This is a genomic window from Streptomyces sp. SCA2-17 (genome assembly GCF_044336695.1).
Genome location: NZ_CP117521.1, coordinates 4,906,162 through 4,928,489 on the forward strand (window position 1 = coordinate 4,906,162; position 22,328 = coordinate 4,928,489).

General features: G+C 73.1%; 17 protein-coding genes. 14 read left to right on the forward strand and 3 right to left on the reverse strand.

Annotation, left to right across the window (positions count from 1 at the left end; genetic code table 11):
- The first annotated feature begins 113 nt into the window (after positions 1–113).
- The 5 genes from PS271_RS22270 (at position 114) to PS271_RS22290 (ending at position 6,870) form a co-directional block, all read left to right on the forward strand.
- Positions 114–1,955, forward strand: a complete 1,842-nt coding sequence (locus PS271_RS22270; RefSeq protein WP_398384031.1) for a phenylacetate--CoA ligase family protein — start codon at positions 114–116, stop codon at positions 1,953–1,955.
- On the forward strand, positions 1,952–3,247 hold the full coding sequence (locus tag PS271_RS22275; RefSeq protein ID WP_398384032.1) for an MFS transporter: 1,296 nt from the start codon (positions 1,952–1,954) through the stop codon (positions 3,245–3,247). Before PS271_RS22270 ends, PS271_RS22275 begins: the two co-directional genes overlap by 4 nt.
- 98 nt (positions 3,248–3,345) lie before the next feature.
- Positions 3,346–4,359: a helix-turn-helix transcriptional regulator gene (locus PS271_RS22280; RefSeq protein WP_398384034.1), complete on the forward strand. Its 1,014-nt coding sequence runs from the start codon at positions 3,346–3,348 to the stop codon at positions 4,357–4,359.
- Positions 4,360–4,458: 99 nt separating this feature from the next.
- Positions 4,459–6,000 (forward strand): tRNA (N6-isopentenyl adenosine(37)-C2)-methylthiotransferase MiaB, encoded by a 1,542-nt coding sequence (miaB, locus tag PS271_RS22285; RefSeq protein ID WP_398384036.1) that lies wholly within the window; start codon positions 4,459–4,461, stop codon positions 5,998–6,000.
- A 156-nt stretch (positions 6,001–6,156) separates the two neighbouring features.
- The gene (locus PS271_RS22290) at positions 6,157–6,870 is read left to right on the forward strand and encodes a class III extradiol dioxygenase subunit B-like domain-containing protein (RefSeq protein ID WP_398384037.1); all 714 of its coding nucleotides are present in this window, start codon (positions 6,157–6,159) and stop codon (positions 6,868–6,870) included.
- Between the two features lie 220 nt (positions 6,871–7,090).
- On the opposite strand, the gene PS271_RS22295 is transcribed toward PS271_RS22290, so the two are convergent.
- Together PS271_RS22295 and PS271_RS22300 are read right to left on the reverse strand one after the other, a co-directional pair.
- Entirely contained in the window at positions 7,091–7,342 is a 252-nt protein-coding gene (locus PS271_RS22295) for an antitoxin (RefSeq protein WP_398384039.1), read from the reverse strand.
- 31 nt (positions 7,343–7,373) lie between these two features.
- Positions 7,374–7,613, reverse strand: coding sequence for a hypothetical protein (locus tag PS271_RS22300; protein ID WP_398384040.1), 240 nt, complete (start codon positions 7,611–7,613; stop codon positions 7,374–7,376).
- Between the two features lie 205 nt (positions 7,614–7,818).
- Here PS271_RS22300 and miaA point away from each other — a divergent pair, with 205 nt between their 5' ends.
- The 6 genes from miaA to hflX all read left to right on the forward strand — a co-directional run bounded on the left by miaA (position 7,819) and on the right by hflX (position 15,963).
- Positions 7,819–8,757, forward strand: coding sequence for a tRNA (adenosine(37)-N6)-dimethylallyltransferase MiaA (gene miaA, locus PS271_RS22305; protein ID WP_398384042.1), 939 nt, complete (start codon positions 7,819–7,821; stop codon positions 8,755–8,757).
- A 106-nt stretch (positions 8,758–8,863) separates the two neighbouring features.
- Positions 8,864–9,349 (forward strand): hypothetical protein, encoded by a 486-nt coding sequence (locus PS271_RS22310; protein ID WP_398386987.1) that lies wholly within the window; start codon positions 8,864–8,866, stop codon positions 9,347–9,349.
- Between the two features lie 103 nt (positions 9,350–9,452).
- Positions 9,453–10,343 carry a diaminopimelate epimerase gene (dapF, locus tag PS271_RS22315; protein ID WP_398384044.1) on the forward strand — a complete coding sequence of 297 codons (891 nt, stop codon included), beginning with the start codon at positions 9,453–9,455 and terminating at the stop codon, positions 10,341–10,343.
- A 181-nt stretch (positions 10,344–10,524) separates the two neighbouring features.
- On the forward strand, positions 10,525–12,651 hold the full coding sequence (locus tag PS271_RS22320) for a RelA/SpoT family protein (RefSeq protein WP_398384046.1): 2,127 nt from the start codon (positions 10,525–10,527) through the stop codon (positions 12,649–12,651).
- Between the two features lie 167 nt (positions 12,652–12,818).
- Positions 12,819–14,339, forward strand: coding sequence for a M1 family metallopeptidase (locus PS271_RS22325; RefSeq protein ID WP_398384047.1), 1,521 nt, complete (start codon positions 12,819–12,821; stop codon positions 14,337–14,339).
- A 136-nt stretch (positions 14,340–14,475) separates the two neighbouring features.
- Entirely contained in the window at positions 14,476–15,963 is a 1,488-nt protein-coding gene (gene hflX, locus PS271_RS22330; protein WP_398384050.1) for a GTPase HflX, read from the forward strand.
- A 107-nt stretch (positions 15,964–16,070) separates the two neighbouring features.
- Here hflX and PS271_RS22335 read toward each other — a convergent pair whose 3' ends face one another.
- Positions 16,071–17,258, reverse strand: coding sequence for a trypsin-like serine peptidase (locus tag PS271_RS22335; protein ID WP_398384052.1), 1,188 nt, complete (start codon positions 17,256–17,258; stop codon positions 16,071–16,073).
- Between the two features lie 265 nt (positions 17,259–17,523).
- Between PS271_RS22335 and PS271_RS22340 the strand changes: the two genes are divergently transcribed.
- From PS271_RS22340 to PS271_RS22350, 3 genes are all read left to right on the forward strand, one after another.
- Positions 17,524–19,041 carry a diaminobutyrate--2-oxoglutarate transaminase family protein gene (locus tag PS271_RS22340; protein ID WP_398384053.1) on the forward strand — a complete coding sequence of 506 codons (1,518 nt, stop codon included), beginning with the start codon at positions 17,524–17,526 and terminating at the stop codon, positions 19,039–19,041.
- 9 nt (positions 19,042–19,050) lie between these two features.
- Positions 19,051–21,162, forward strand: coding sequence for an IucA/IucC family protein (locus tag PS271_RS22345; RefSeq protein WP_398384054.1), 2,112 nt, complete (start codon positions 19,051–19,053; stop codon positions 21,160–21,162).
- A 108-nt stretch (positions 21,163–21,270) separates the two neighbouring features.
- Entirely contained in the window at positions 21,271–22,128 is an 858-nt protein-coding gene (locus PS271_RS22350) for a GNAT family N-acetyltransferase (RefSeq protein ID WP_398384056.1), read from the forward strand.
- Positions 22,129–22,328 lie beyond the last annotated feature (200 nt).

The window sequence follows — 22,328 nt, forward strand, 5'->3', positions numbered from 1 at the left end:
GCATCGCATCGAACCGAAGCGCATCGCAACCGAGCGCACCGAACCGAAGCGACTCGACCCCCAGCACACCGACCCCGAACGCATCGCACCGAACGACAGCGGAGGACACGCTGATGAGGACCTACCCCACCGACCTGCTGCTGGCGGTCGAGCACGTTGAGCGCGCCCTGCGGAACGGTGACCTCGCCTCACTGCGCGACGCCTTGGCCGAAGAGGGGGTCACAGACCCCCTGCGACGCTTCGACAGCGAGCAGCTCTTCGAGGGCCTGGACCGCCTTCTGGGCGGCGTCAGCCAGTACCCGTGGCAGCCCCTGACGGACACGGACGACGTCCTGGAGATACGGCCGGCAGGAACTGTCGTCCTCAATGACGAAGATGCCGAAGACGACGCACACGCCGAAGCGACCCTGCGCGGACTGCTGCTCGCCTGGGCCCTGGGCAACGCCGTGACCGTACGCTCGGCCCGGCCGCGGCTGTGGGCCGCGGTCATGGAAGCGCTGCGCGCCGCCGGCGTCCCGCTGCCGGACGGCCACGTCGTCGCCCCGGGGGCCGACGCGCCCGGCCTCGCGGTGGACGTCCCCCCGCTGCCCATGGACGCGGCGGTGGCAGTGGACTGCCAGGCCCCCTGGGTCCACCGGCTGCTCGACCGCCGTCACCTGCCGGGCAGGTCGCTCGCCCGGGTGCGCAGCGAGGACACCGCGCTGCGGGAGGGCCGGCTGGCCGCCCGGCTCCGCTACCTCGTCGCCCGCGCCCGCCGGGCCCCTCACTACGCGGACCTTCCGCAGGTCACGACGGCGGCCGACCTCACCGCTCTGCCCGTCCTGGACAAGCCGGCACTGGAGGCGAACTCCCTTCCGGCCAGCCGCAACCTGTGCAGCGGTGCCGCACCCAGTGGCGAGGTGCTGCGCTCCGGCGCGAGCAGCGGCGATCCGCGCTACATCGTCTATTCGCGCACGGACTGGGAGAACATGGTCCGCGAGGCCGTACCCATGCTGTACGCCCTCGGCGTCGCCCCCGGCGACCGCATCGTCAACACCCTGTTCGGCGGCGGCATGTACGGAGGCCTGACGACGACCTTCAGCGAGTTCTCCCGGATGCCCGTGGAGTGCTATTCGACCGGCCAGTTCGTGACCGTCGACGACCTGCTGATGCTCACGCGGAGCTTCCGCGCCAACGTGATCCTCGGGATGCCCGCCCTGATCCTCCCGCTACTCCGCGACGCCAAGAAGCGCTTCCCCGGGCTGCGCGTCGAAAAGGTCCTCTACGGCGGCACCCCGATGACCGAGAACGACAAGCAGTGGCTGCGGGAGGAACTGGGCGCCCGCGTGGTCTCCAGCGTCCTCGCCGCCAATGACGGAGCACAGCTCGGCTACCAGTGCCACTCCCTCGGCGGCACCCTCCACCACGTCAACGACGACTACACCTTCATCGAAGTGGTGGACGAGAACGGCGCGCCGGTCCCCGACGGCAGCACCGGCGAGCTTCTCGTCACCACCATGCAGAAGTTCGAGGGCGCGCTGATCCGCTACCGCATCGGCGACATGGGCCGGGTCTTCGAACACACCTGCCCGTGCGGGCTGTCCGGCAGGGTGCTGGAGTACCTGGGGCGCTCGGACGGGCTGGTCCGCTTCAAGGGCGAGACGGTCCTCTACGGTGACGTCCTCGGCGCCCTCGCCGGCCTCCAGGTCTCCCGGCTCCAGATCGAGGTCTTCAGCGAGGGCAGCAAGGAGATCCTGGTCATCCGCACGGAGGCGCCCGTCCCGCCGGACCCCGCCCGCGTGCGCGAGCTGCTGGTCTCGGAGTTCGACGTTCTCGGCGACTACCAGGACTTCGACTCCGCGCTCGATGTGTTCGAGCTCCGGATCGAGTCCCTCGCGGAGGGCGCGCTGCCCCGCAACCAGGTCAGCGGCAAGGTCAGGACGGTCATCGACCGCCGGCTGGAGGTGGCGGCGTGAAGCTCCGGGACGACCGCGTCGCACGCACCATGCTGGGGGCGATCGCCGTGTCCAGCGTCGGCGTCGGCATCCACACCCTGGCGATGGGACAGCTGCTGTACGGGCTGACGGGTTCCCCCGCGGCCTTCGCCCTTGTCCTCACCCTCCAAGGAATCGCCGCCTTCTGCGTGCTGCCGGTGTGCGGACCGCTGGTGGATGCCCTCAGTTCCAAGGGGGTGTACGCGCTGTGCGGTCTGGGGCGTGCCGTCACCGTCCTGGGGATCGTCGTGATCGCGGCCGGCTCCGGCCCGGGCACCGTGCCGTCCATCATGGCGGCGGCCGCACTGCTCGCCGTCTTCGACAACGCGGAGAGATCGGCCCTGTTCAAGCTGACCGCCCATCACGTGAACGAGGCGCACGTCGCCCGGTTCAACAGCCTGATCGGCGTGGCGTTCCAGGCCGGAGCGCTCAGCGGCATGGCTCTGCTCGGGCTGATCCTGACCTGGGGCACCCCCGAGCAGGCACTGCTGGTCGATGTCGCGATGGCGCTGTGCTGTGCGCTCACGGTGAGCCGGATGCGGCTCACCGCCCGCGAGAACAACCCGGCCTTCTCCGCCCGTGTGCTGGGCACGGCGGTCGCGGCGACGGTCGGCGAGTGGCGGCGCATGGCGGCCCGGTACAGGGACGACAAGGTGGTCTTCGTCATGATCGCCCTGTGCGCGGGGGACTTCGTCTTCGCCCAAGGGCTGAGCACCCTGGTCGTCCCGCTCGCCGGAGTGACCGCGGGCGGCCAGGGCTGGTACATCGCCGCCCTGGAAGCCACCTTCGCCGTCGGCATGATCAGTGCGTCCTTCTTCACCAGCCGGTTCGTCACCCAGCGGCTGCTTCCCCTGTGGCTGCTCGGCCAGGCGGCCGGCGCGGGGCTCCTCGCGCTGGGCACGTCGAGCGCGGTGCACTTCGCCGCCTTCTTCCTCTCGGGCTTCGCCAACCTCAACAGCCTCACCTGGCTTTTGTCTTCGCTCCAGCAGCGGGCCGGCGAGGGAGACAAGGGCAAGATGGCCTCGCTGCGCCTGCTCTCCATCGGGCTGGGCACGGCGGTGCTGCTGCCGGTGGTGGGGCGCTCCGCCGAGGTCTCGCTGGACACGGGGTTCGGCAGCCTCGCGATCGTCATGGCGGCCTTCGCGCTCATCAGCACCTGGGTGGCGCGGACCTATGTGCTCCGGTCCACTGCCACTGCCACTGCCACTGCCACTGCCCCGGCCGCGGCAGCCGGCGAGGAGGCCCGGCCGGCTGCGCAGGCCGCGTCCGGCTGACCTTCCCGGCCGTGACGGTGATCACCCCCGCCGTCCATGGTCCGCGACAGGGAAATCGTGGATTATGAGGCGCCACCGGGGGGACAAAAGGATGAATGATGTGCAGAAAACCGGGCACGGGGGATGCTGAGTCGGTACCAGAGATCTGCGAGAAAGGGCTGAACTTCTACGCGGACCTCCTCGGGGCGGCCTCCTCGACCGAGGATTGCCCCGCATGTCTCCTCGCTCTGGGCGTCGTGCAGTTCACCGAGGGCGGACGCCCGGTCCCCACCCCTCCGGGGCTGGCCGCGAACGCCCTGATGCGCCCGCTCGAAAGAGCCATCGAAGGCAAGCAGCGCGCCCTCGCCACGGCCCGCGCCTCCCTCCAGAAAGTGGAGGAGATCTACCGGGCCGGCCACAAGAGCAACGGCGGCACCGCCGTCCGCGCCATCAGCGGGATGGACGTCATCAGCTCCACTCTCTCCTCGGCCGTCCTCTCCTGCCAGCAGGAACTGCTGACGGCCCAGCCCGGGGGCGGCCGGCCGCAGGAACTCCTGCAGAAGGCCCTCGCCAGCGACTTGGAGGCCCTCCGGCGGGGTGTGCGCCAGCGCACGATCTACCAGCACACCGTCCGCTCCCACGGCCCCACGCTCGCCTACGTGGAGCAGGTCTGCGCGGCCGGTGCGGAGGTGAGCACGCTGGACGAGGTGTTCGACCGGCTCATCGTGTGTGACCGGAAGATCGCCTTCGTGCCGGACCCGGGGGAGGAGCGGCGCCAGGTCGCGCTGGTCATCGAGCACCCCGGCCTGATCCGCTACCTCGTCGGTCTCTTCGAGTACTCCTGGGAACGCGCCACCCCCCTCCGGCACAACCCCGGGGAGCACCGCCCGCCCTTGCTCACCGACGAGAACCGCAGGGCGATCCTCCAGCTGATGGTGAACGGCTACACCGACGAGACCATCGCCGGCCGCCTCGGCATGAGCACGAGGACCGTCGCGACCCACGTCCGCAAGGCCTCGGAACTCCTCGGCAGCCGCAGCCGGGCGCAGCTCGCCTACCTCATCGCGAAGACCGGCATCCTCGACGACGATCTTCCCGGTGACGGCCTCCCCGACCCCATGCAGCTCCGATAGGCCGCCCCATGCGACTGCGACGGCGACCGCCGCAGCTGCCCCGGGCACCGGCCCGAGGCCTGGGCAGGCCCTTCCTCCGTTCCCCCTTACCCTGGAGGAATGACCAGCAGCAGTGACCGGACCGGAGCAGTGGACGAAGTGGGCGTTACTCGAAGCTACGAGGTCCGCACCTACGGGTGCCAGATGAACGTCCATGACTCCGAGCGGCTGTCCGGCCTGCTGGAGGACGCGGGCTACGTCCGCGCCCCCGAGGACGCCGCGGAGGGCGACGCCGACGTCGTCGTCTTCAACACCTGCGCGGTGCGGGAGAACGCCGACAACAAGCTCTACGGCAACCTCGGCCGGCTGGCTCCCATGAAGACGAAGCGGCCGGGCATGCAGATCGCCGTCGGCGGCTGCCTCGCCCAGAAGGACCGCGACACCATCGTCAAGCGGGCCCCCTGGGTCGACGTCGTCTTCGGCACGCACAACATCGGCAAGCTGCCGGTGCTCCTGGAGCGCGCCCGCGTCCAGGAAGAGGCCCAGGTCGAGATCGCCGAGTCCCTGGAGGCCTTCCCCTCGACGCTGCCGACGCGGCGCGAGAGCGCCTACGCGGCGTGGGTGTCGATCTCCGTCGGCTGCAACAACACCTGCACGTTCTGCATCGTCCCGGCGCTGCGCGGCAAGGAGAAGGACCGCCGCACGGGCGACATCCTCGCCGAGATCGAGGCGCTCGTCGCCGAGGGCGTCAGCGAGATCACCCTGCTCGGCCAGAACGTCAACGCGTACGGCTCCGACATCGGCGACCGCGAGGCGTTCTCCAAGCTGCTGCGCGCCTGCGGGAAGATCGAGGGCCTGGAGCGGGTCCGCTTCACCTCGCCGCACCCGCGCGACTTCACCGACGACGTGATCGCCGCCATGGCCGAGACGCCGAACGTGATGCACCAGCTCCACATGCCGCTCCAGTCCGGCTCGGACACCGTCCTGAAGGCGATGCGCCGCTCGTACCGCCAGGAGCGCTTCCTGGGCATCATCGAGAAGGTGCGCGCCGCCATGCCGGACGCCGCCATCTCCACCGACATCATCGTGGGCTTCCCCGGCGAGACGGAGGAGGACTTCGAGCAGACGATGCACGTGGTGCGCGAGGCCCGCTTCGCGAACGCCTTCACCTTCCAGTACTCCAAGCGCCCCGGCACCCCGGCGGCGACCATGGACGGGCAGATCCCCAAGGAGGTCGTGCAGGCGCGCTACGAGCGCCTGGTCGCCCTCCAGGAGGAGATCTCCTGGGAGGAGAACAAGAAGCAGGTCGGCCGCGTCCTGGACGTCATGGTCGCTGAGGGCGAGGGCCGCAAGGACGGCACCACGCAGCGCCTCTCGGGCCGCGCCCCCGACAACCGCCTGGTGCACTTCACCAAGCCGGACGAGGACGTCCGCCCGGGCGACGTCGTGACCGTCGAGATCACCTACGCCGCCCCGCACCACCTGCTCGCCGAGGGCGCCGCCAAGGCCGTGCGCCGCACGCGCGCGGGCGATGCGTGGGAGAAGCGCAACGCCGCTGCCGCCGCCAAGCCGGCCGGCGTGATGCTGGGCATCCCGACCATCGGTGCCCCGGCGCCGAGCCCGGCCCCGGCCGCCACCGGGTGCGGCGACACCTGCGGCTGACCCGGACACCCGCGGCCGCCCCAGGCGCCTGCGGCTGACCCCCTCGATCGCAGAACCGCAGAACCGCACAACGACAGAACCGCACAACCGCGGCCCGGGGCCACCACCCCGGGCCGTGACTGCGCACCGCGGCACGGCGGGCGTATCGTTCCCGCCATGCTCGTCGCCGCTGCCGTATGCCCCTGCCCGCCGCTGCTCGTCCCGGAGGTCGCCGCCGGGGCCGCACCCGAGCTGGACGGCCTGCGGGCCGCGTGCCTCGACGCGGTGGGCGTCCTCGCCGCCGCCCGCCCCGACCGCCTCGTCGTCCTCGGCCCCGCGCCCCTGGCCGGCCGCGGCCCGCACCCGCAGGGCGCGCGCGGTTCGTTCCGCGGCCTCGGCGTGGACCTCGACGTCCGCCTGGGGCAGGGCGAGCCCGCCGCGGACGACCGGGAGCTCCCGCAGTCCCTGGCGGTCGCCGCCTGGCTGCTGGACCGTACGCGCTGGGCGGTCGCACCCGTCGAGGGCCTGGGCGTCGGAGAGCCGCTGGAGGCCGAGCGCTGCCTCGCGACGGGCCGCGACCTGGCCGGAGCCGGCGGGCGGACCGCCCTGCTGGTGATGGGCGACGGCAGCGCCTGCCGGACCCTCAAAGCGCCGGGCTACCTCGACGAGCGCGCCGCGGACTTCGACGCGGAGGCGGCACGGGCGCTGGGCGCCGCCGACACCGCGGCCCTGGCCGCCCTCGACACCGCACTCGCCCAGGAGCTGAAGGCCGCCGGTCGCGCCCCGTGGCAGGTGCTCGCCGGGGCCGGTGAAGGCGCGGGGCTCAAGGGGCAGCTGCTGTACGACGAGGCGCCCTACGGGGTCGGGTACTTCGTGGCGACGTGGTCGTAGGCCCGGCGCCGCTCTTCTGAAGGCCTCAGGTCACCTCTGACGGGCCTGCTGCCAGAACAGGCCCCCCGGTCTCCCCGGGCGGCCGAACGGCCGCCAGGGGCCCGTACAGCCCCTCCGGAGTGCCGGGCCGGCGACCGCGGACACAGCGACGGGGCGCGGAGCCGATGCTCCGCGCCCCGTCGCCGACGAGGTCGGTGGGCCGGGTCCCGCCCGGCGCCCCTCAGGAGGCCTGGCCGCCGGAGGAGCCGCCTTCCTTGCCGTGCTCCTTCTCGGCGAGCCGCTCGATGGCGTCCTTGGCCTTGCCGGTGCCCGTCCGGATCTGGCTGCTGTACTTGCCCTTGGTCTTCTCGTCGACCACCTTGGCGGCCTTCTCCAGCCCCTGCTCGATCTTGTCCCCGTGCTGCTGCGCGAGGCCGCCGATCTTGTCCTTCGCAGGGGCGATCTTGGCCTTGAGAGTGTCCAACAGGCCCATGGCGCCTTCCCTCGTCTTTCTGGTTCAAGAGCTACTTACGGGCGCCCTCACCGGCCTCGCTGTCCACGGCCTTCTCCGCCGACTGCTGCTTGGGGATCTCGACCCCCTCCGCGGCCTGAGCCTCGGCACCGGCCTCGCCGGACTCCTCCGCCGCAGCCGCCTCGGCCTCCTCCGCGTCGGCGCCGGCCGATTCCGCCGTCAGAGTGGTCGCTGCCGCCTCTTCGGTTGACGCCTCGGACGACTTGCGGCGAAACCTTGAAAACACGCCCATATCTACTCCATTACCTTACTGGTGTGAGCGAAACCCCGCGCCGCCCGGTGCGTGCCGAGGTGCCGGTCCGTGGACCAGCCGCCTCCGGCCCGTGAAACCGGCGGCCGGGACCTCGCAACAGGCAACGAACCCGGCAGCGCCGCGTCACGTCGCTCGTTCGTGGGGTGCGGCCGGGGTTTGCGAGACTGATGCAGTGAAAAACCCGGTGAAAAACGCAGTTCCCGCCCCGCGGGTCATCGCCGTCGTGGGTCCCACGGCGGCCGGCAAGTCCGACCTCGGCGTCGCCCTCGCCCAGCATCTGGGCGGGGAGGTCGTCAACGCCGACTCCATGCAGCTGTACCGGGGCATGGACATCGGCACCGCCAAGCTGACCCGGGAGGAACAGCAGGGCGTGCCGCACCGCCTCCTCGACATCTGGGACGTGACCGAGACCGCGAGCGTCGCCGAGTACCAGCGGCTGGCCCGCGCGGAGATCGACCGGCTCCTGGCCGAGGGCCGCACCCCCGTGCTCGTCGGCGGCTCCGGGCTCTACATCAAGGGCACCATCGACGCCCTGGAGTTCCCCGGCACCGACCCGGCCGTCCGCGCCCGCCTGGAGGAGGAGCTCGCGGAGCACGGTCCCGGCGCCCTGCACGCCCGCCTCGCCGCCGCCGACCCGGCCGCCGCCCGCGCCATCCTCCCCGGCAACGGCCGCCGCATCGTGCGCGCCCTGGAAGTCATCGAGATCACCGGCCGGCCCTTCACCGCGAACCTGCCGGGCGAGGAGCCCGTCTACGACGCCCTCCAGATCGGCGTCGACGTCGAACGCCCCGAGCTGGACGAGCGCATCACCCTGCGCGTGGACCGCATGTGGGAGGCCGGGCTCGTCGACGAGGTGCGCGACCTGGAGCGGCAGGGCCTGCGGGACGGCCTGACCGCCTCCCGCGCCCTGGGCTACCAGCAGGTGCTCGCCTTCCTCGCCGGGGAGTGCACCGAGGACGAGGCGCGCGCCGAGACCGTACGGGCCACCAAGCGGTTCGCGCGCCGCCAGGACTCGTGGTTCCGCAAGGACAGCCGCGTCCACTGGCTGAGCGGAGCGGCCGGCCGCAGGGCGGAACTGCCCGGGCTCGCGCTGGCGTTGCTCGAACGGGCGGTCACAGCCTGATCACGTGATGGCATCGGGACGCTACGCACGCCATTCCGGCCTGCGCGGGCGTGCCATCATCAAGCTTCGATCGAGCCGTGAAGTCCGGTTGGGAGGGCGCGTGGCGATGGAGGCCGGCCCTCGTGACAGACCACAACAGCCGCCGCGGAGGGATCACCTCCCGGCGGTGCCCGGGAGCGAGCCGGAGGCGCTGACGCCGGACGGCCCCGAGGACACTGACGAGGCGGCCGAGGCAGGCGCCGGCAGCACCGCGCCCGCCTCGTTCCGGGAACTGCGCCCGCAGCGCAAGCTCCGCATCTGGCAACTGGCCCCCATCGTCGGGCTCGCCGCCGTCGGCTCCCTGATGTTCGCCTTCCCGCTCGCCTTCGAGTTCGGCGACGGAGGACCGGTCGTCGCCATGCTCGGCCTGCTCATCAGCTGCTGCGCCGCAGGCTGGGGAGTGATGGCCGCCCGCCGGGTCGGCTACACCTGGCCCGGCATGCCCGCGCCCGGCTCCGGCGGCCGCCCGGACTGGCGGTACGCCGCCACGTACGCCCTCGTCGTCGCCCTCGCCGTCGTCCTCGCCGTCTGGCGCGTGGCGCGCCTGCGCTGAGCGGACCGCAGCGGTGAGCACGCCCGGGGGCCCCACCGAGGGCGCCGGGGGAGCCGGGGGCCTCGCCGGGGAGACAGCGGGCCCGTCCCCGTACCATCGAACCGTGAGCACCACACAGATCGCCTTCCTCAAGGGCCACGGCACCGAGAACGACTTCGTGATCATCCCGGACTACGACGGCCGCATCGAGCTGTCCCCGGCCGCCGTCGCCCGCCTGTGCGACCGCCGCGCGGGCCTCGGCGCCGACGGGGTGCTCCGGATCGTCCGGTCCGCGGCTCACCCCGAGGCGCGCGCCATGGCCGGCGAGGCCGAGTGGTTCATGGACTACCGCAACAGCGACGGCAGCATCGCCGAGATGTGCGGCAACGGCGTCCGCGTCTTCGCCCGCTACCTCCGCCATGCGGGCCTCGTCGAGGCCGGCAGCCTGGCCGTCGCGACCCGCGCGGGCATCCGCCAGGCCCACATCGCCAAGGACGGGCCCGACGGCACGCCCGGCGAGATCACCGTCGGCATGGGGCGGGCCACGCTCCCTGAGGGCGAGGTGACCGTCACCGTCGGCGGCCGCACCCGCCCCGCCCGCAACGTGAACATGGGCAACCCGCACGCCGTCACCTTCGTCGACCACCTCGACGACGCCGGAACCCTGTACACCGCCCCCGGCGTCGCCCCCGCCGAGGCCTACCCCCACGGCACCAACGTCGAGTTCGTGGCCGACCGCGGCCCGCGGCACGTCGCCATGCGCGTCCACGAGCGCGGCTCCGGCGAGACCCGCTCCTGCGGCACGGGCGCCTGCGCCGTGATGGTGGCGACCGCCCGCCGGGACGGCCTCGACCCCGCCGTCACCGGCCTCCCCGTCGCCTACACCGTGGACGTCCCCGGCGGGCGCCTGGTGATCAGCGAGGCGCCCGACGGCACGGTCGAGATGACCGGCCCCGCCGTGATCGTCGCCGAGGGCGTCTTCGACCCGTCCTGGCTGGCCGCAGCGCTCGCCTGAGGCGCCACTACCTCCTTTCCGCCCCGTCCGCAGGACTCCCTGCGGCGTGGCTCGCTCGAATGGGTGATCCGTTTCACTCTGGGCGAGAGCGGGTGAGCAGCGCGTGATGGGCTCGGTAGCATCAAGCACCGGTACGGAGGCGCGCAGCCGACCGCCGGTCGACGCTGCCGGAGGTGCCCCCATGAGCACAGACGCCACGCCCGCAGGCGTTCCCGGTCGCTGGCGCGGCCGCGCCCGCCTCGACCTGAGACGGCTGGGGCGGGCGGCCCTCGGCGGATCGGGCTCGCGCGGCAGGCTGCCGGACGCCATCGACCACGTCGCCAAGGTGCACCGCGCCCACCACCCGGGCGCGGACCTCGACATCCTGCGGCGCGCCTATCTGCTCGCGGAGTCCTCCCACCGCGGCCAGACCCGCAAGAGCGGCGAGCCGTACATCACCCACCCGCTCGCCGTCACGCTCATCCTGGCCGAGCTGGGCGCCGAGACGACCACCCTGACCGCCTCCCTCCTCCACGACACCGTCGAGGACACCGAGGTGACCCTGGATCAGGTCCGCGGGCAGTTCGGCGAGGAGGTCCGCTTCCTCGTCGACGGCGTCACCAAGCTGGAGAAGGTCGACTACGGCGCCGCCGCCGAGCCGGAGACCTTCCGCAAGATGCTCGTGGCCACCGGCAACGACGTCCGCGTCATGTCCATCAAGCTCGCCGACCGCCTGCACAACATGCGCACGCTCGGCGTGATGCGCCCCGACAAACAGGTCCGCATCGCCAAGGTCACCCGTGACGTCCTGATCCCGCTCGCCGAACGGCTCGGCGTCCAGGCGCTCAAGACGGAGCTGGAGGACCTCGTCTTCGCGATCCTCCACCCCGAGGAGTACGCCCGCACCCGCGAGTTCGTCCGCGGGCACGCCGAGGGCCTCGCGACCCTGGAGGCCACGGCGGAGCGCGTGCGGGCGGTCCTGCGCGAGGCGGACATCGCGGCCGAGGTCCTCGTCAAACAGCGCCACTTCGTCTCCGTGCACCGGGTGCGCCTCAAGCGCGCCGAGATGACGGGCTCGGACCTCGGCAGACTGCTCGTCCTGGTCGCCGAGGACGCCGACTGCTACGGCGTCCTCGGCGAGCTGCACACCTGCTTCACGCCGTTCATCTCCGAGTTCAAGGACTTCATCGCCACCCCGAAGTTCAACCTCTACCAGTCGCTCCACACGGCGGTGGCGTGCCCCGGCGGGGAAGCCGCGCAAGTCCTCATCCGCACCCATCAGATGCACAGGGTCGCCGAGGCCGGCGTCGTCGCCCTGGGCAACCCGTACGCGGCCCCGGAGACGCCCGACGCCGCGGACGGCGAGCGCGTCGACCCCACCCGGCCCGGATGGCTCTCCCGGCTCCTGCAATGGCAGCAGGCCACGCCCGACCCCGACACCTTCTGGACCTCGCTCCGCGACGAGCTCGCCCTGGACCGCGAGATCACCGTCTTCCGCGCCGACGGCGGCACCATCGGCCTGCCCGCCGGGTCGAGCTGCGTCGACGCTGCCTATGCCCAGCACGGGGACGGCGGGCACAGCTGCATCGGCGCCCGCGTCAACGGCCGCCTCGCCACCCTCAGCACCGTGCTGCGCGACGGCGACACCCTGCAGCTGCTGATGTCCCGCGACAGCGCCTCAGGCCCCTCCCCGGACTGGCTGGAGCACGCCCGTACGCCCGCCGCACGGATCGCCATCGAGCGATGGCTGGCGACCCACCCGGCAGCCGAGGCCGCCCCGCCCGTCCCGCTCGCCGCGGGCCGTCCCTGCCCGCCGCCCCGGGCCACCGCTCCTGCCGCGCGGTGGCCCGTCGCCGTTACGGCCGACGGGGCGGACCTGGCGGCCGCGAGCGTCCGGCTGGCGGGCTGCTGTACGCCCGTGCCGCCCGACGAAGTCACCGGCTTCGCCGTACGGGGCGGCGCCGTCACGGTGCACCGGGCGCAGTGCCCGGCGGTGCACCGCATGGTCACCTCCGGCCGCGCGCCCGTCAGCGTCCGGTGGAGCAGCCCCGAAGAGGGCGGCCCCTGCGACTACCGCGTCACCCTGCGCGCCGAATCCTTCAGCAGGCCGCACCTCCTGGCCGACCTCACGGAGGCCATCGCGGCCGAAGGAGCGGCGGTCATCTCGGCGGCCGTCGAGCCGCCCCACGAGCAGCGCGTGCGCCACACCTACACCCTCCAGCTGCCGGACGCCGACCGGCTGCCGGAGCTGATGCGCGCCATGCGGCGCGTGCCGGGCGTCTATGACGTGGCACGGGCCGGGCGGCCGGTGGCCACGGCGCGCCTCTAGCCCGGCGGGCCTTCCGGTGCCCGCAGCGGAGGCCGTCCGGGCAGGAGTGACGAGTTTTTCCTCCCCCGAGCGGGGAGCTGCTCGTACAGCCTTCCGGGCACGCTCGTACGGGTGGGGCGGCGCGTGCCGCCGCTCCCCGGGCCCCCCGCGCTGATAGCGATGGACGCATGCCGCACTCACCCGGGAAACCCGCCCTGATCCCCTGGCGTTCCGTGCGCCGCCGCGCCGCCCTCGCCGCCGCCACGGCCCTCCTCGTCGGCGCGGCCGCCCCGCCCGCCGCGAACCCCCAGGGTGTCGGCGACCAGCTCTTCCCGGACCTCGGCAACCCCGGCTACGACGTGGCCGCTTACGACATCAAGTTTGACTACCACGGCAACAGCAAGCCGCTCGACGCCGTCACCACCATCGCGGCCCGGGCCACCACCGGACTGGACCACTTCAACCTCGACTTCTCCGGCGGCACGGTCCGCTCGGTGACCGTCAACGGCCTGCCCGCCCAGTTCGCCTCCGCCAAGGAGGACCTCGTCGTCACCCCGTCCGTCGCCCTGCCGGCCGAAGGCCTCTTCACCGTCGTCGTCCGGCACAGCAGCGAGCCGCGCGACCCCAAGGACGGCGGCTGGATCCGTACGAAGGACGGGCTGGTCATGGCCAACCAGGCCGACGCGGGGCACCGGGTCTTCCCCTGCAACGACCACCCCTCCGACAAGGCCCGCTTCACCTTCCACGTCACCGCACCCAGCGACCTGACGGTCGTCGCCAACGGCCGCCCGGAGGGACGCACGGTGCGGGGCGCGAACACCGCCTGGACGTACCGCAGCGAACACCCCATGGCCACCGAGCTCGCCCAGGTCTCCATCGGCCGCTCCGCCGTCGTGCGCCGCACGGGGCCGCACGGCCTGGCGGTACGGGACGTCGTGCCGGCGGCCGACCGGCAGCGCGTGGAGAAGTGGACGTCCAAGACGCCCGAGCAGATCGCCTGGATGGAAAAGAAGACCGGCGCCTACCCCTTCGAGAACTACGGGGTGCTGATCGCCGACGCGTCCACCGGCTTCGAGCTGGAGACGCAGACCCTGTCCCTCTTCGAGCGCGGCCTGTTCATCCGGGACGACATCCCCGCCTGGTACCTGGAGTCGATCATGGTCCACGAGCTCGCCCACCAGTGGTTCGGCGACAGCGTCAGCCCGGCCAGCTGGTCCGACCTCTGGCTCAACGAGGGGCACGCCACCTGGTACGAGGCCCTGTACGCCGAAGAGAAGGGCGGCCGCACGCTCGACGCCCGGATGCGCACCGCCTACGAGCAGTCCGGCGCCTGGCGCACCGACGGCGGGCCGCCCGCCCAGCCGAAGCCGCCCGAGCCCGGCCGGCGGATCAGCATCTTCCGGCCCGGTGTCTACGACGGCGGCGCGCTCGTCCTCTACGCGCTGCGGCAGAAGATCGGGACAGCGGCCTTCGACCGCCTCCAGCGCGAGTGGGTCAACCTCCACCGGGACGAGAGCGCCACGACGGCCGACTTCACCGCCCTCGCCTCCCAGGTCTCCGGCCAGGACCTGCGGGAATTCCTCCAGGACTGGCTGTACGGCCCGAAGACCCCGCCGATGCCCGGCCACCCCGACTGGAAGGCCGCGGCGAAGGCGGCGCCGAAGACCACACCGAAGGCGGGGCCGAAGACCGCGCCGAAACCCGCGTGACGCTCCGGCGGCGCCGTGGGACCATCGACGGGTCGGCGGGGCCGCCGGCCGTGGGAATCCCCGGGGCCGCTCGCGCGTTGTCGACGGTGCGGCCGCTGCACGGGGGCCGCCACCTCCCAACGATGCAAAGGATCAAATGACCTCCTCTTCTTCCCTTCCCCAGGACCGGCAGAGCCTCCCGGAGAGCCTTCGGGCCGACGCCCTGATGGAAGAGGACGTCGCCTGGAGCCACGAGATCGACGGGGAGCGCGACGGCGAGCAGTACGACCGCTCCGAGCGGGCCGCCCTGCGGCGCGTCGCCGGCCTCTCCACCGAGCTGGAGGACGTCACCGAGGTCGAGTACCGGCAGCTGCGCCTGGAGCGCGTGGTGCTGGTCGGCGTCTGGACGTCCGGCACGGTGCAGGACGCGGACAACTCCCTCGCGGAGCTCGCCGCCCTCGCCGAGACCGCGGGCGCCCTGGTGCTCGACGGCGTCATCCAGCGCCGCGACAAGCCGGACCCGGCCACGTACATCGGCTCCGGCAAGGCCCAGGAGCTGCGGGACATCGTCCTGGAGTCCGGCGCCGACACCGTCGTCTGCGACGGTGAGCTCAGCCCCGGCCAGCTCATCCAGCTGGAGGACGTCGTCAAGGTCAAGGTGGTCGACCGCACCGCCCTGATCCTCGACATCTTCGCCCAGCACGCCAAGTCCCGGGAGGGCAAGGCGCAGGTCTCGCTCGCCCAGATGCAGTACATGCTGCCGCGGCTGCGCGGCTGGGGCCAGTCGCTGTCCCGGCAGATGGGTGGCGGTGGCTCCGGCTCGTCCGGAGGCGGCATGGCCACCCGCGGCCCCGGTGAGACCAAGATCGAGACCGACCGCCGGCGGATCCGCGAGAAGATGGCGAAGATGCGCCGGGAGATCGCGGAGATGAAGACCGGCCGCGACATCAAGCGCCAGGAGCGCCGGCGGAACAAGGTCCCGTCGGTCGCCATCGCGGGCTACACCAACGCCGGCAAGTCCTCCCTGCTCAACCGGCTCACCGGCGCGGGCGTCCTGGTGGAGAACGCCCTGTTCGCCACCCTGGACCCGACCGTCCGCCGGGCCGAGACGCCCTCCGGCCGCGTCTACACCCTCGCCGACACCGTCGGCTTCGTCCGGCACCTGCCGCACCACCTCGTCGAGGCCTTCCGCTCCACCATGGAGGAGGTCGGCGACTCCGACCTCATCCTGCACGTGGTGGACGGCGCGCACCCGACGCCGGAGGAGCAGCTGGCCGCCGTGCGCGAGGTGATCCGCGACGTCGGCGCCACGGACGTGCCCGAGATCGTCGTGATCAACAAGGCGGACGCCGCGGACCCCCTGGTCCTCCAGCGGCTGCTGCGGATCGAGAAGCACGCGATCGCGGTGTCGGCGCGCAGCGGCGAGGGCATCGACGAGCTCCTGGCCCTGATCGACCGCGAGCTGCCGCGCCCCGCCGTGGAGATCGAGGCGCTCGTGCCGTACACCCACGGCTCGCTCGTCGCGCGGGCGCACGCCGACGGCGAGGTGATCTCCGAGGAGCACACCCCGGAGGGCACGCTGCTGAAGGCGCGGGTGCACGAGGAGCTCGCCGCGGAGCTCCAGCGGTACGTGCCCGCGGCCTGAAGCCGGGGGCAGCGCGCACGTACGTGTGCAGTGCGAAGGCCCCGTTCCCGGAATTCCGGGAACGGGGCCTTCGGCCGTCGGACACCACCGGTGTCGCTACGGCGACGTCACCGCTTGGCGAACTTCTGGCTGATGGCGTTGTAGACGCCCTGCGCCTCCGGGCCCAGGTGCGGTCCGGCCAGCCAGGTGCTGTTGGCCGGGCCGATCGAGGTGTTGGAGACCAGCACCACCTTGCCGTCGGCGCCCTTGGCGAACCAGCCGCCACCGGACGAACCGCCGGTCATCGTGCAGCCGATGCGGTACATCGTCGGCTGCGACGGCTCGATCGTCAGCCGGCTCGGCCGGTCGACGCAGTCGTACATCTTCTGGCCGTCGAAGGGCGCGGCCGCCGGGTAGCCCCAGGCGCCCATGGACGGGATGGACTTCACCTGCGGGGCGTTGAAGTCGACCGTGAGGGCGTTGCCGACCGTCTCCTCCAGTGACTTGCCGGAGCCCGCCTCGGGCTTCACGTGCAGCACGGAGAAGTCGTACGGGGCGCCCGCGCCACCGGTCTCGGCACCCTGCTGGATCCACTGGGCGGAGGTCTGCGCCCAGTCCGCCCACCACACGCCGTACGGGGCGACGTCCTGCACCGGCGCGCTGTTGACCTGGGCGCCCGGGAGGCCCTTGTCGTTGTACGACGGCACGAAGGCGATGTTGCGGTACCAGCCGCCCTTCTTGCCGGCGTGCACGCAGTGGCCCGCGGTCCACACCATGTTGGACTTGCCCGGGTGCGCCGGGTCCTTGACGACCGTCGCCGAGCAGACCATGTGGCCCTCGGGGCTGTCGAAGAACACCTTGCCGACCGGGGCCGCGTTGTTGTGGTACGGCACGTTGACCGACTTCGCCTGCACCGGCCGCGGCTCGGGGTCGGTCACGCCCTGGTCACCGGAGGCGCCCGGCGCCGTGCCCGGAGCGCCCTGCGTGGCGAGCGTCTTGTCGCTGGGCTTGGCCTCCTTCATGGAGTCCGGCTTCCAGTGGTCCTTGATGATCGGGTTGACGAAGTCGCGGGCCTCGCGCAGCCACTGCTCCTTGTCCCAGTTCTTCCAGGCGCCGTTCTTCCACTTCTCCAGGTCCTTCAGGGAACTGGGAAGGTTCTTGGGCAGCTCGAGGCCCTCGTCGCCCTTCTGCGAGGCGGTCGCACCGGGCTTGTTCCCCGCCGCCTCGTCGTCGGACGGGCCGCACGCGGTGGCGGTCAGCGCCAGCGCGGCCGTCAGAGCGGCCGCGGCCAGCGCCGGCCTGCGGATGGATGGCATGGAGTGGGTTCCCCCTGATCGATCTGTTCGGACGTGTCCGCAATGTGCGAACCACGCTGTGAAGTTGTCATGCACCGCCCCAGCGGGGGAGGCAGGGCCCCACTATGCCGGTGAGGTGGGAGACGGGTTCGGGCGGGTCCTCGGTTCCGCGCCGTAAGGATCTTGACGGTGGGCCGTGATCCGTGGCCCGCGGCGTCGTTGGTACGTACGGGGGAGTGCCGACCAGCGTTCACCCGGAGTTCAGCAGCAGGAGGAGCCGGAGCCCGTGGCCCTGACCCAGCTACCGCCGGCGGCGTCGCCGGCCGCAGCGTACGAAGGCATTCTGCGGCGGCAGTCGTCCCGCGAATCCGCCGCGCGCACGTACGCCCGGTCGCTGCCCATCGTGCCGGTGCGCGCCCGGGGGCTGACGATTGAGGGCGCCGACGGCCGCCGCTATCTCGACTGCCTCTCGGGGGCCGGCTCGCTGGCCCTGGGCCACAACCACCCGGTCGTGCTGGAGGCCATCCGTTCCGTCCTTGACTCCGGCGCCCCCCTCCACGTGCTCGACCTGGCCACGCCGGTCAAGGACGCCTTCACGGACGAGCTGTTCGCCACGCTGCCCCGGGGGCTGGCCGCGTCGGGCCGGATCCAGTTCTGCAGCCCGGCCGGCACCGACGCCGTGGAGGCCGCCTTCAAGCTCGTCCGCACCGCCACGGGCCGTGACGGCCTGCTGGCCTTCACCGGCGCCTACCACGGCATGACGGAAGGGGCGCTCGCCGCCTCGGGCGGGGCGTCCGGCGTCCGGGTGACCCGGCTGCCCTACCCGCAGGACTACCGCTGCCCGTACGGCATCGGCGGGGAGAACGGCGCGCGGCTGGCCGCCCGCTGGACCGAGAGCCTCCTGGACGACCCCAAGAGCGGTGTGCGCCGGCCGGCCGGGATGATCGTCGAGCCCGTGCAGGGCGAAGGCGGCGTGCTCCCCGCGCCGGACGGCTGGCTGCGCCGGATGCGCGAGCTGACCGAGGCCCGCTCCATCCCCCTCATCGCCGACGAAGTGCAGACCGGAGTGGGCCGCACGGGGGCGTTCTGGGCCGTCGGGCACAGCGGCATCGAGCCCGACGTGATGGTCCTGTCCAAGGCGATCGGCGGCAGCCTCCCGCTCGCCGTCATCGTCTATCGCGAGGAGCTCGACGTCTGGCAGCCCGGCGACCACGCGGGCACGTTCCGCGGCAATCAGCTCGCGATGGCCGCCGGCGCGGCGACGCTGCGGTTCGTGAGGGAGAACGGCCTGGCCGCGCGGGCCGCCACGCTCGGGGAGCGCATGCTGGACCGGCTGAGGCGGCTGGCGGGGGAGTACGACTGCATCGGTGAGGTGCGCGGGGCCGGTCTGATGATCGGCATCGAGTTCGTCGACCCGGAGCGGGGAGCAGGGGAAGCGGCCGGCCCGGAGGAGCACGGCGGACCGGCTTACGGTACGCAGATCGGCCCGCCGGCCGGCCCACAGCCCGGTACGGGGCACGGGCCCGGCGCTGAAGGCCCGCTGCCCGCCTCGCCCGCGCGGGCCGTGGCCGTCCAGCAGGAGTGCCTCCACCGCGGCCTCATCGTCGAACTGGGCGGCCGCCACTCCTGCGTCGTCCGCCTCCTGCCCCCGCTGACCATCACCGACGAGCAGGCCGAGGCGGTCCTCGACCGGCTCTCCGACGCCGTCGCCGCGGCCTGCCGCCCCGGCTCGCGCATCCCTGGTACCGCCGGAATCCCCGCCCCGAGCACGCCGAAGGAGGCAGGCGCCGCAGCCCCGGCCTGACGCCGTGACATGCACGCCGTACACCGTATGAACGCATCCACCGGAACCGGTGCCTCCACCGCCGGCCAGGAACGCGAACCATCCGCTCCGGGCTTCGCCCCGTCCGCGTCCCAGGAGCGCCCACCGTCCCCCCAGGGCCATGAGCCGGCCCAGGAGCGCCAGCCCGCCCGGGCGCGTGAGTCCGCCCAGGCGCATGAGGCCCCTCAAGGGCGTGCACCCTCACCCCACGCGCCCGCGGTGGTCTCCGCCGTCCCCCGTCAGGGCGGCGCCCCGCGCGGAGAGATCCCCGACCCCGGCCCCCCGTGCGCCGCCGACCCGCTGGAGCACCCCGACCCGGGCCTCGCCGCGGACGCCGCCGCCGCGGAGAACCTGCTGCGCTGCTGGATCCGTGAGACCGGCGTCCCGCGCCCGGCCGGGCCCACGCTGCACCTGCCGCTCACCGCGAGCGGAACGGCCCTGCGCGTGCCCGTGACCTACTGGTCGGCCACCGGCTGGCACCGTCTCGGCCGCCCCGCCCTCGCCGACGGCCCCGAAGACGCCCCCGCCGTCGACGCCGTCACCCTGGCCGCACTCCTCGGCCGGGAAGCGGCCCACCGCGCCGCCCGCGGCGGCTGCTCCGCCATGGGCGAGACCGCCGACCTCGTCTCCCGCGTGGCGGACTCCGTACGCCGCACCACGGTCTTCCTCACCGACCGGCGCGCCCGCCCCGCCGACCCCGGCGCAGGAGAGCTCTTCCTCTACGCCGAGCAGTCCCTGCTCCTCGGCCACCCCCTCCACCCCACCCCCAAGAGCCGCGAAGGCCTCACCGACACCGAGGCCCGCGCCTACTCCCCGGAGCTACGTGGCGCCTTCCCGCTCCACTGGCTGGCCGTCCACCGCTCCCTCCTCGCCACGGACTCGGCGTGGACCGAACGGGGCCGGCCCGTCGACGCCCCCACCCTCGCCGCCCGGCTCGCCGGCCCGGAGCTGCGCCTGCCCCAGGACACCGTGGCGCTGCCGCTGCACCCCTGGCAGGCCCACGACGTCCACAGCCGCCCCGACGTCCGGGCGCTCCTGGACGCCGGCCTGCTCCACGACCTGGGCCCCCTCGGCACGCCCTGGTACGCCACCTCCTCCGTACGGACCGTGCACCGCCCCGGATCGCCCGCGATGCTCAAGCTCTCCCTCGGCCTGCGCATCACCAACTCCCGCCGGGAGAACCTCCGCAAGGAACTGCACCGCGGCGTCGAAGTGCACCGCCTGCTCCGCAGCGGCCTCGCCGAGCAGTGGCGCGCGGCCTGCCCCGGCGGCCTCGGCTTCGACGTCGTCCGCGACCCCGCCTGGATCGCGGCTGACGCCCCCGACGGCACGCCGCTCAGCGGCCTCGACACCGTCATCCGGCACAACCCCTTCGGCCCTGGTGACGACGCCGTCTGCCTGGCGGGGCTCGTCTCCCCCCGTCCCTGGCCCGCCGCGCACGAACACCCTGGCGAGCCCGCCGAGGCCCTCCCCATGCGCTCCCGCCTCGCGCACATCGTGGCCCGCCTCGCCCACCTGACCGGCCGCCCCGCGGGCGCCGTCTCCGCGGAGTGGTTCCTGCGCTATCTGGAAGCCGTCGTCCGCCCCGTGCTCTGGCTGGACGGGGAGGCCGGCATCGCCCTGGAGGCGCACCAGCAGAACACCCTCGTCCTCCTCGACCGGGACGGCTGGCCCGTCGGCGGCCGCTACCGCGACAACCAGGGCTACTACTTCCGCGCCTCCCACCGGGACGCCCTCGACCGGCGGCTGCCCGGGATCGGCGCCGGGAGCGACACCTTCGTCTCCGACGAAGTCACCGACGAGAGGTTCACCTATTACCTCGGCATCAACAACATCCTCGGCCTGATCGGGGCGTTCGGCGCGCAGCGCCTGGCCGACGAACAGCTCCTGCTGGCAGCACTGCGCCGCTTCCTCGGCGAAGCCGCCGCCGGCCCGGCCGCCACCCGCTCGTCCCTGCCCGCCCGCCTCCTCGAAGCGCCCGCCCTGCGCTGCAAGGCCAACATGCTGACCAGGCTGCGGGGGCTCGACGAGCTCGTCGGCCCGGTCGACACCCAGTCCGTCTACGTCACCATCGCCAACCCCCTGGTCACGCCGGCCCGATGACCGGCGCGAGCCCCGGCCCCGGGCGAACGGGGCCCTTGAGGACACGGGCCCGGCAGGGCCCACGGGATCCCTGACACCGAGGGGATCCTCCGAGAGGAGTGCGTCTCCGTGCCGCCCACCGACCCCAGCACCAGCCCGGGCGCCGGCCCCGAGCTCGGCGCCGTCCCGGCCCCCGGCCCGAGCTCCGACAGCCTCGCCGGACCGGGCACCGGCGGCAGGCTCGGCGACAGAGCCTGCACGAGCGCCGGCGACGGCGCCGGCCCCCCGACCGACAACGAGACCACCCTCGAACTGAAGCTGTCCGAAGAGTTCATCGAACTCCTCGACCACGGCCCGCCGGAGCCCGCCGCGATCACCGCGGGCCGCGGGCCCGCCGCGGCCATCGGCCCCGGCTCCGACCTCCTCGACTCGCTCCCCGACTGGGGCCCCGCCGACACCGGCGCCGGCACCTTCCAGCTCGTCCCGGTCCGGGTGGAGCGCGACCTGCGGCTCATCACCCGCTGGATGAACGACCCGGCCGTCGCCGCCTTCTGGAAGCTGGGCGGGCCCGAGAGCGTCACCGAAGCCCACCTGCGTGCCCAGACCGGCGGCGACGGGCGCAGCATCCCCTGCCTCGGAGTGCTCGAAGGCGTGCCGATGAGCTACTGGGAGGTCTACCGCGCCGACCTCGACCCCCTCGCCCGCCACTATCCGGCCCGGCCGCACGACACCGGCATCCACCTCCTGATCGGCAAGGTCGCCGACCGGGGCCGCGGCCTCGGCACCCGCCTGCTGCGCACCGTCGCCGACCTCGTCCTGGAGCACCGGCCCTCCTGCGGCCGCGTCGTCGCCGAACCCGACCTGCGCAACACCCCGTGCGTGTCCGCCTTCCTGAGCGCGGGCTTCCGGCTGATGGCGGAAGTCGACCTTCCGGACAAGCGGGCGGCACTCATGGTCCGTGACCGCGCTCTGCGCACGCTCCTCTGACGCCTGTTCCCCCCTCATGCACCCCCATCTCCCCCTCAGCCCAGCCCATCCGATCCCACCGGCCTATTCGAGGAGCCCCATGTCTCCTTCGCCCCGATCCGGTTCATCCCGGCCCGAACACCCCGGCAGCCTCCCCGCACAGGACAGCTCCGCCCGCGCCGGCAGCGCGGACAACCCCGGCCACTCCCGCCCCGCGGACT

What these genes read in the sequence shown, in the direction of transcription:
- PS271_RS22270 (WP_398384031.1), top strand. Translation starts at nt 114, where the DNA reads ATGAGGACCTACCCCACCGACCTGCTGCTGGCGGTCGAGCACGTTGAG.
- PS271_RS22280 (WP_398384034.1), top strand. Translation starts at nt 3,346, where the DNA reads ATGTGCAGAAAACCGGGCACGGGGGATGCTGAGTCGGTACCAGAGATC.
- miaB (WP_398384036.1), top strand. Translation starts at nt 4,459, where the DNA reads ATGACCAGCAGCAGTGACCGGACCGGAGCAGTGGACGAAGTGGGCGTT.
- PS271_RS22290 (WP_398384037.1), top strand. Translation starts at nt 6,157, where the DNA reads ATGCTCGTCGCCGCTGCCGTATGCCCCTGCCCGCCGCTGCTCGTCCCG.
- PS271_RS22295 (WP_398384039.1), bottom strand. Translation starts at nt 7,342, where the DNA reads ATGGGCCTGTTGGACACTCTCAAGGCCAAGATCGCCCCTGCGAAGGAC.
- PS271_RS22300 (WP_398384040.1), bottom strand. Translation starts at nt 7,613, where the DNA reads ATGGGCGTGTTTTCAAGGTTTCGCCGCAAGTCGTCCGAGGCGTCAACC.
- PS271_RS22310 (WP_398386987.1), top strand. Translation starts at nt 8,864, where the DNA reads ATGGAGGCCGGCCCTCGTGACAGACCACAACAGCCGCCGCGGAGGGAT.
- PS271_RS22320 (WP_398384046.1), top strand. Translation starts at nt 10,525, where the DNA reads ATGAGCACAGACGCCACGCCCGCAGGCGTTCCCGGTCGCTGGCGCGGC.
- PS271_RS22325 (WP_398384047.1), top strand. Translation starts at nt 12,819, where the DNA reads ATGCCGCACTCACCCGGGAAACCCGCCCTGATCCCCTGGCGTTCCGTG.
- hflX (WP_398384050.1), top strand. Translation starts at nt 14,476, where the DNA reads ATGACCTCCTCTTCTTCCCTTCCCCAGGACCGGCAGAGCCTCCCGGAG.
- PS271_RS22335 (WP_398384052.1), bottom strand. Translation starts at nt 17,258, where the DNA reads ATGCCATCCATCCGCAGGCCGGCGCTGGCCGCGGCCGCTCTGACGGCC.
- PS271_RS22345 (WP_398384054.1), top strand. Translation starts at nt 19,051, where the DNA reads ATGCACGCCGTACACCGTATGAACGCATCCACCGGAACCGGTGCCTCC.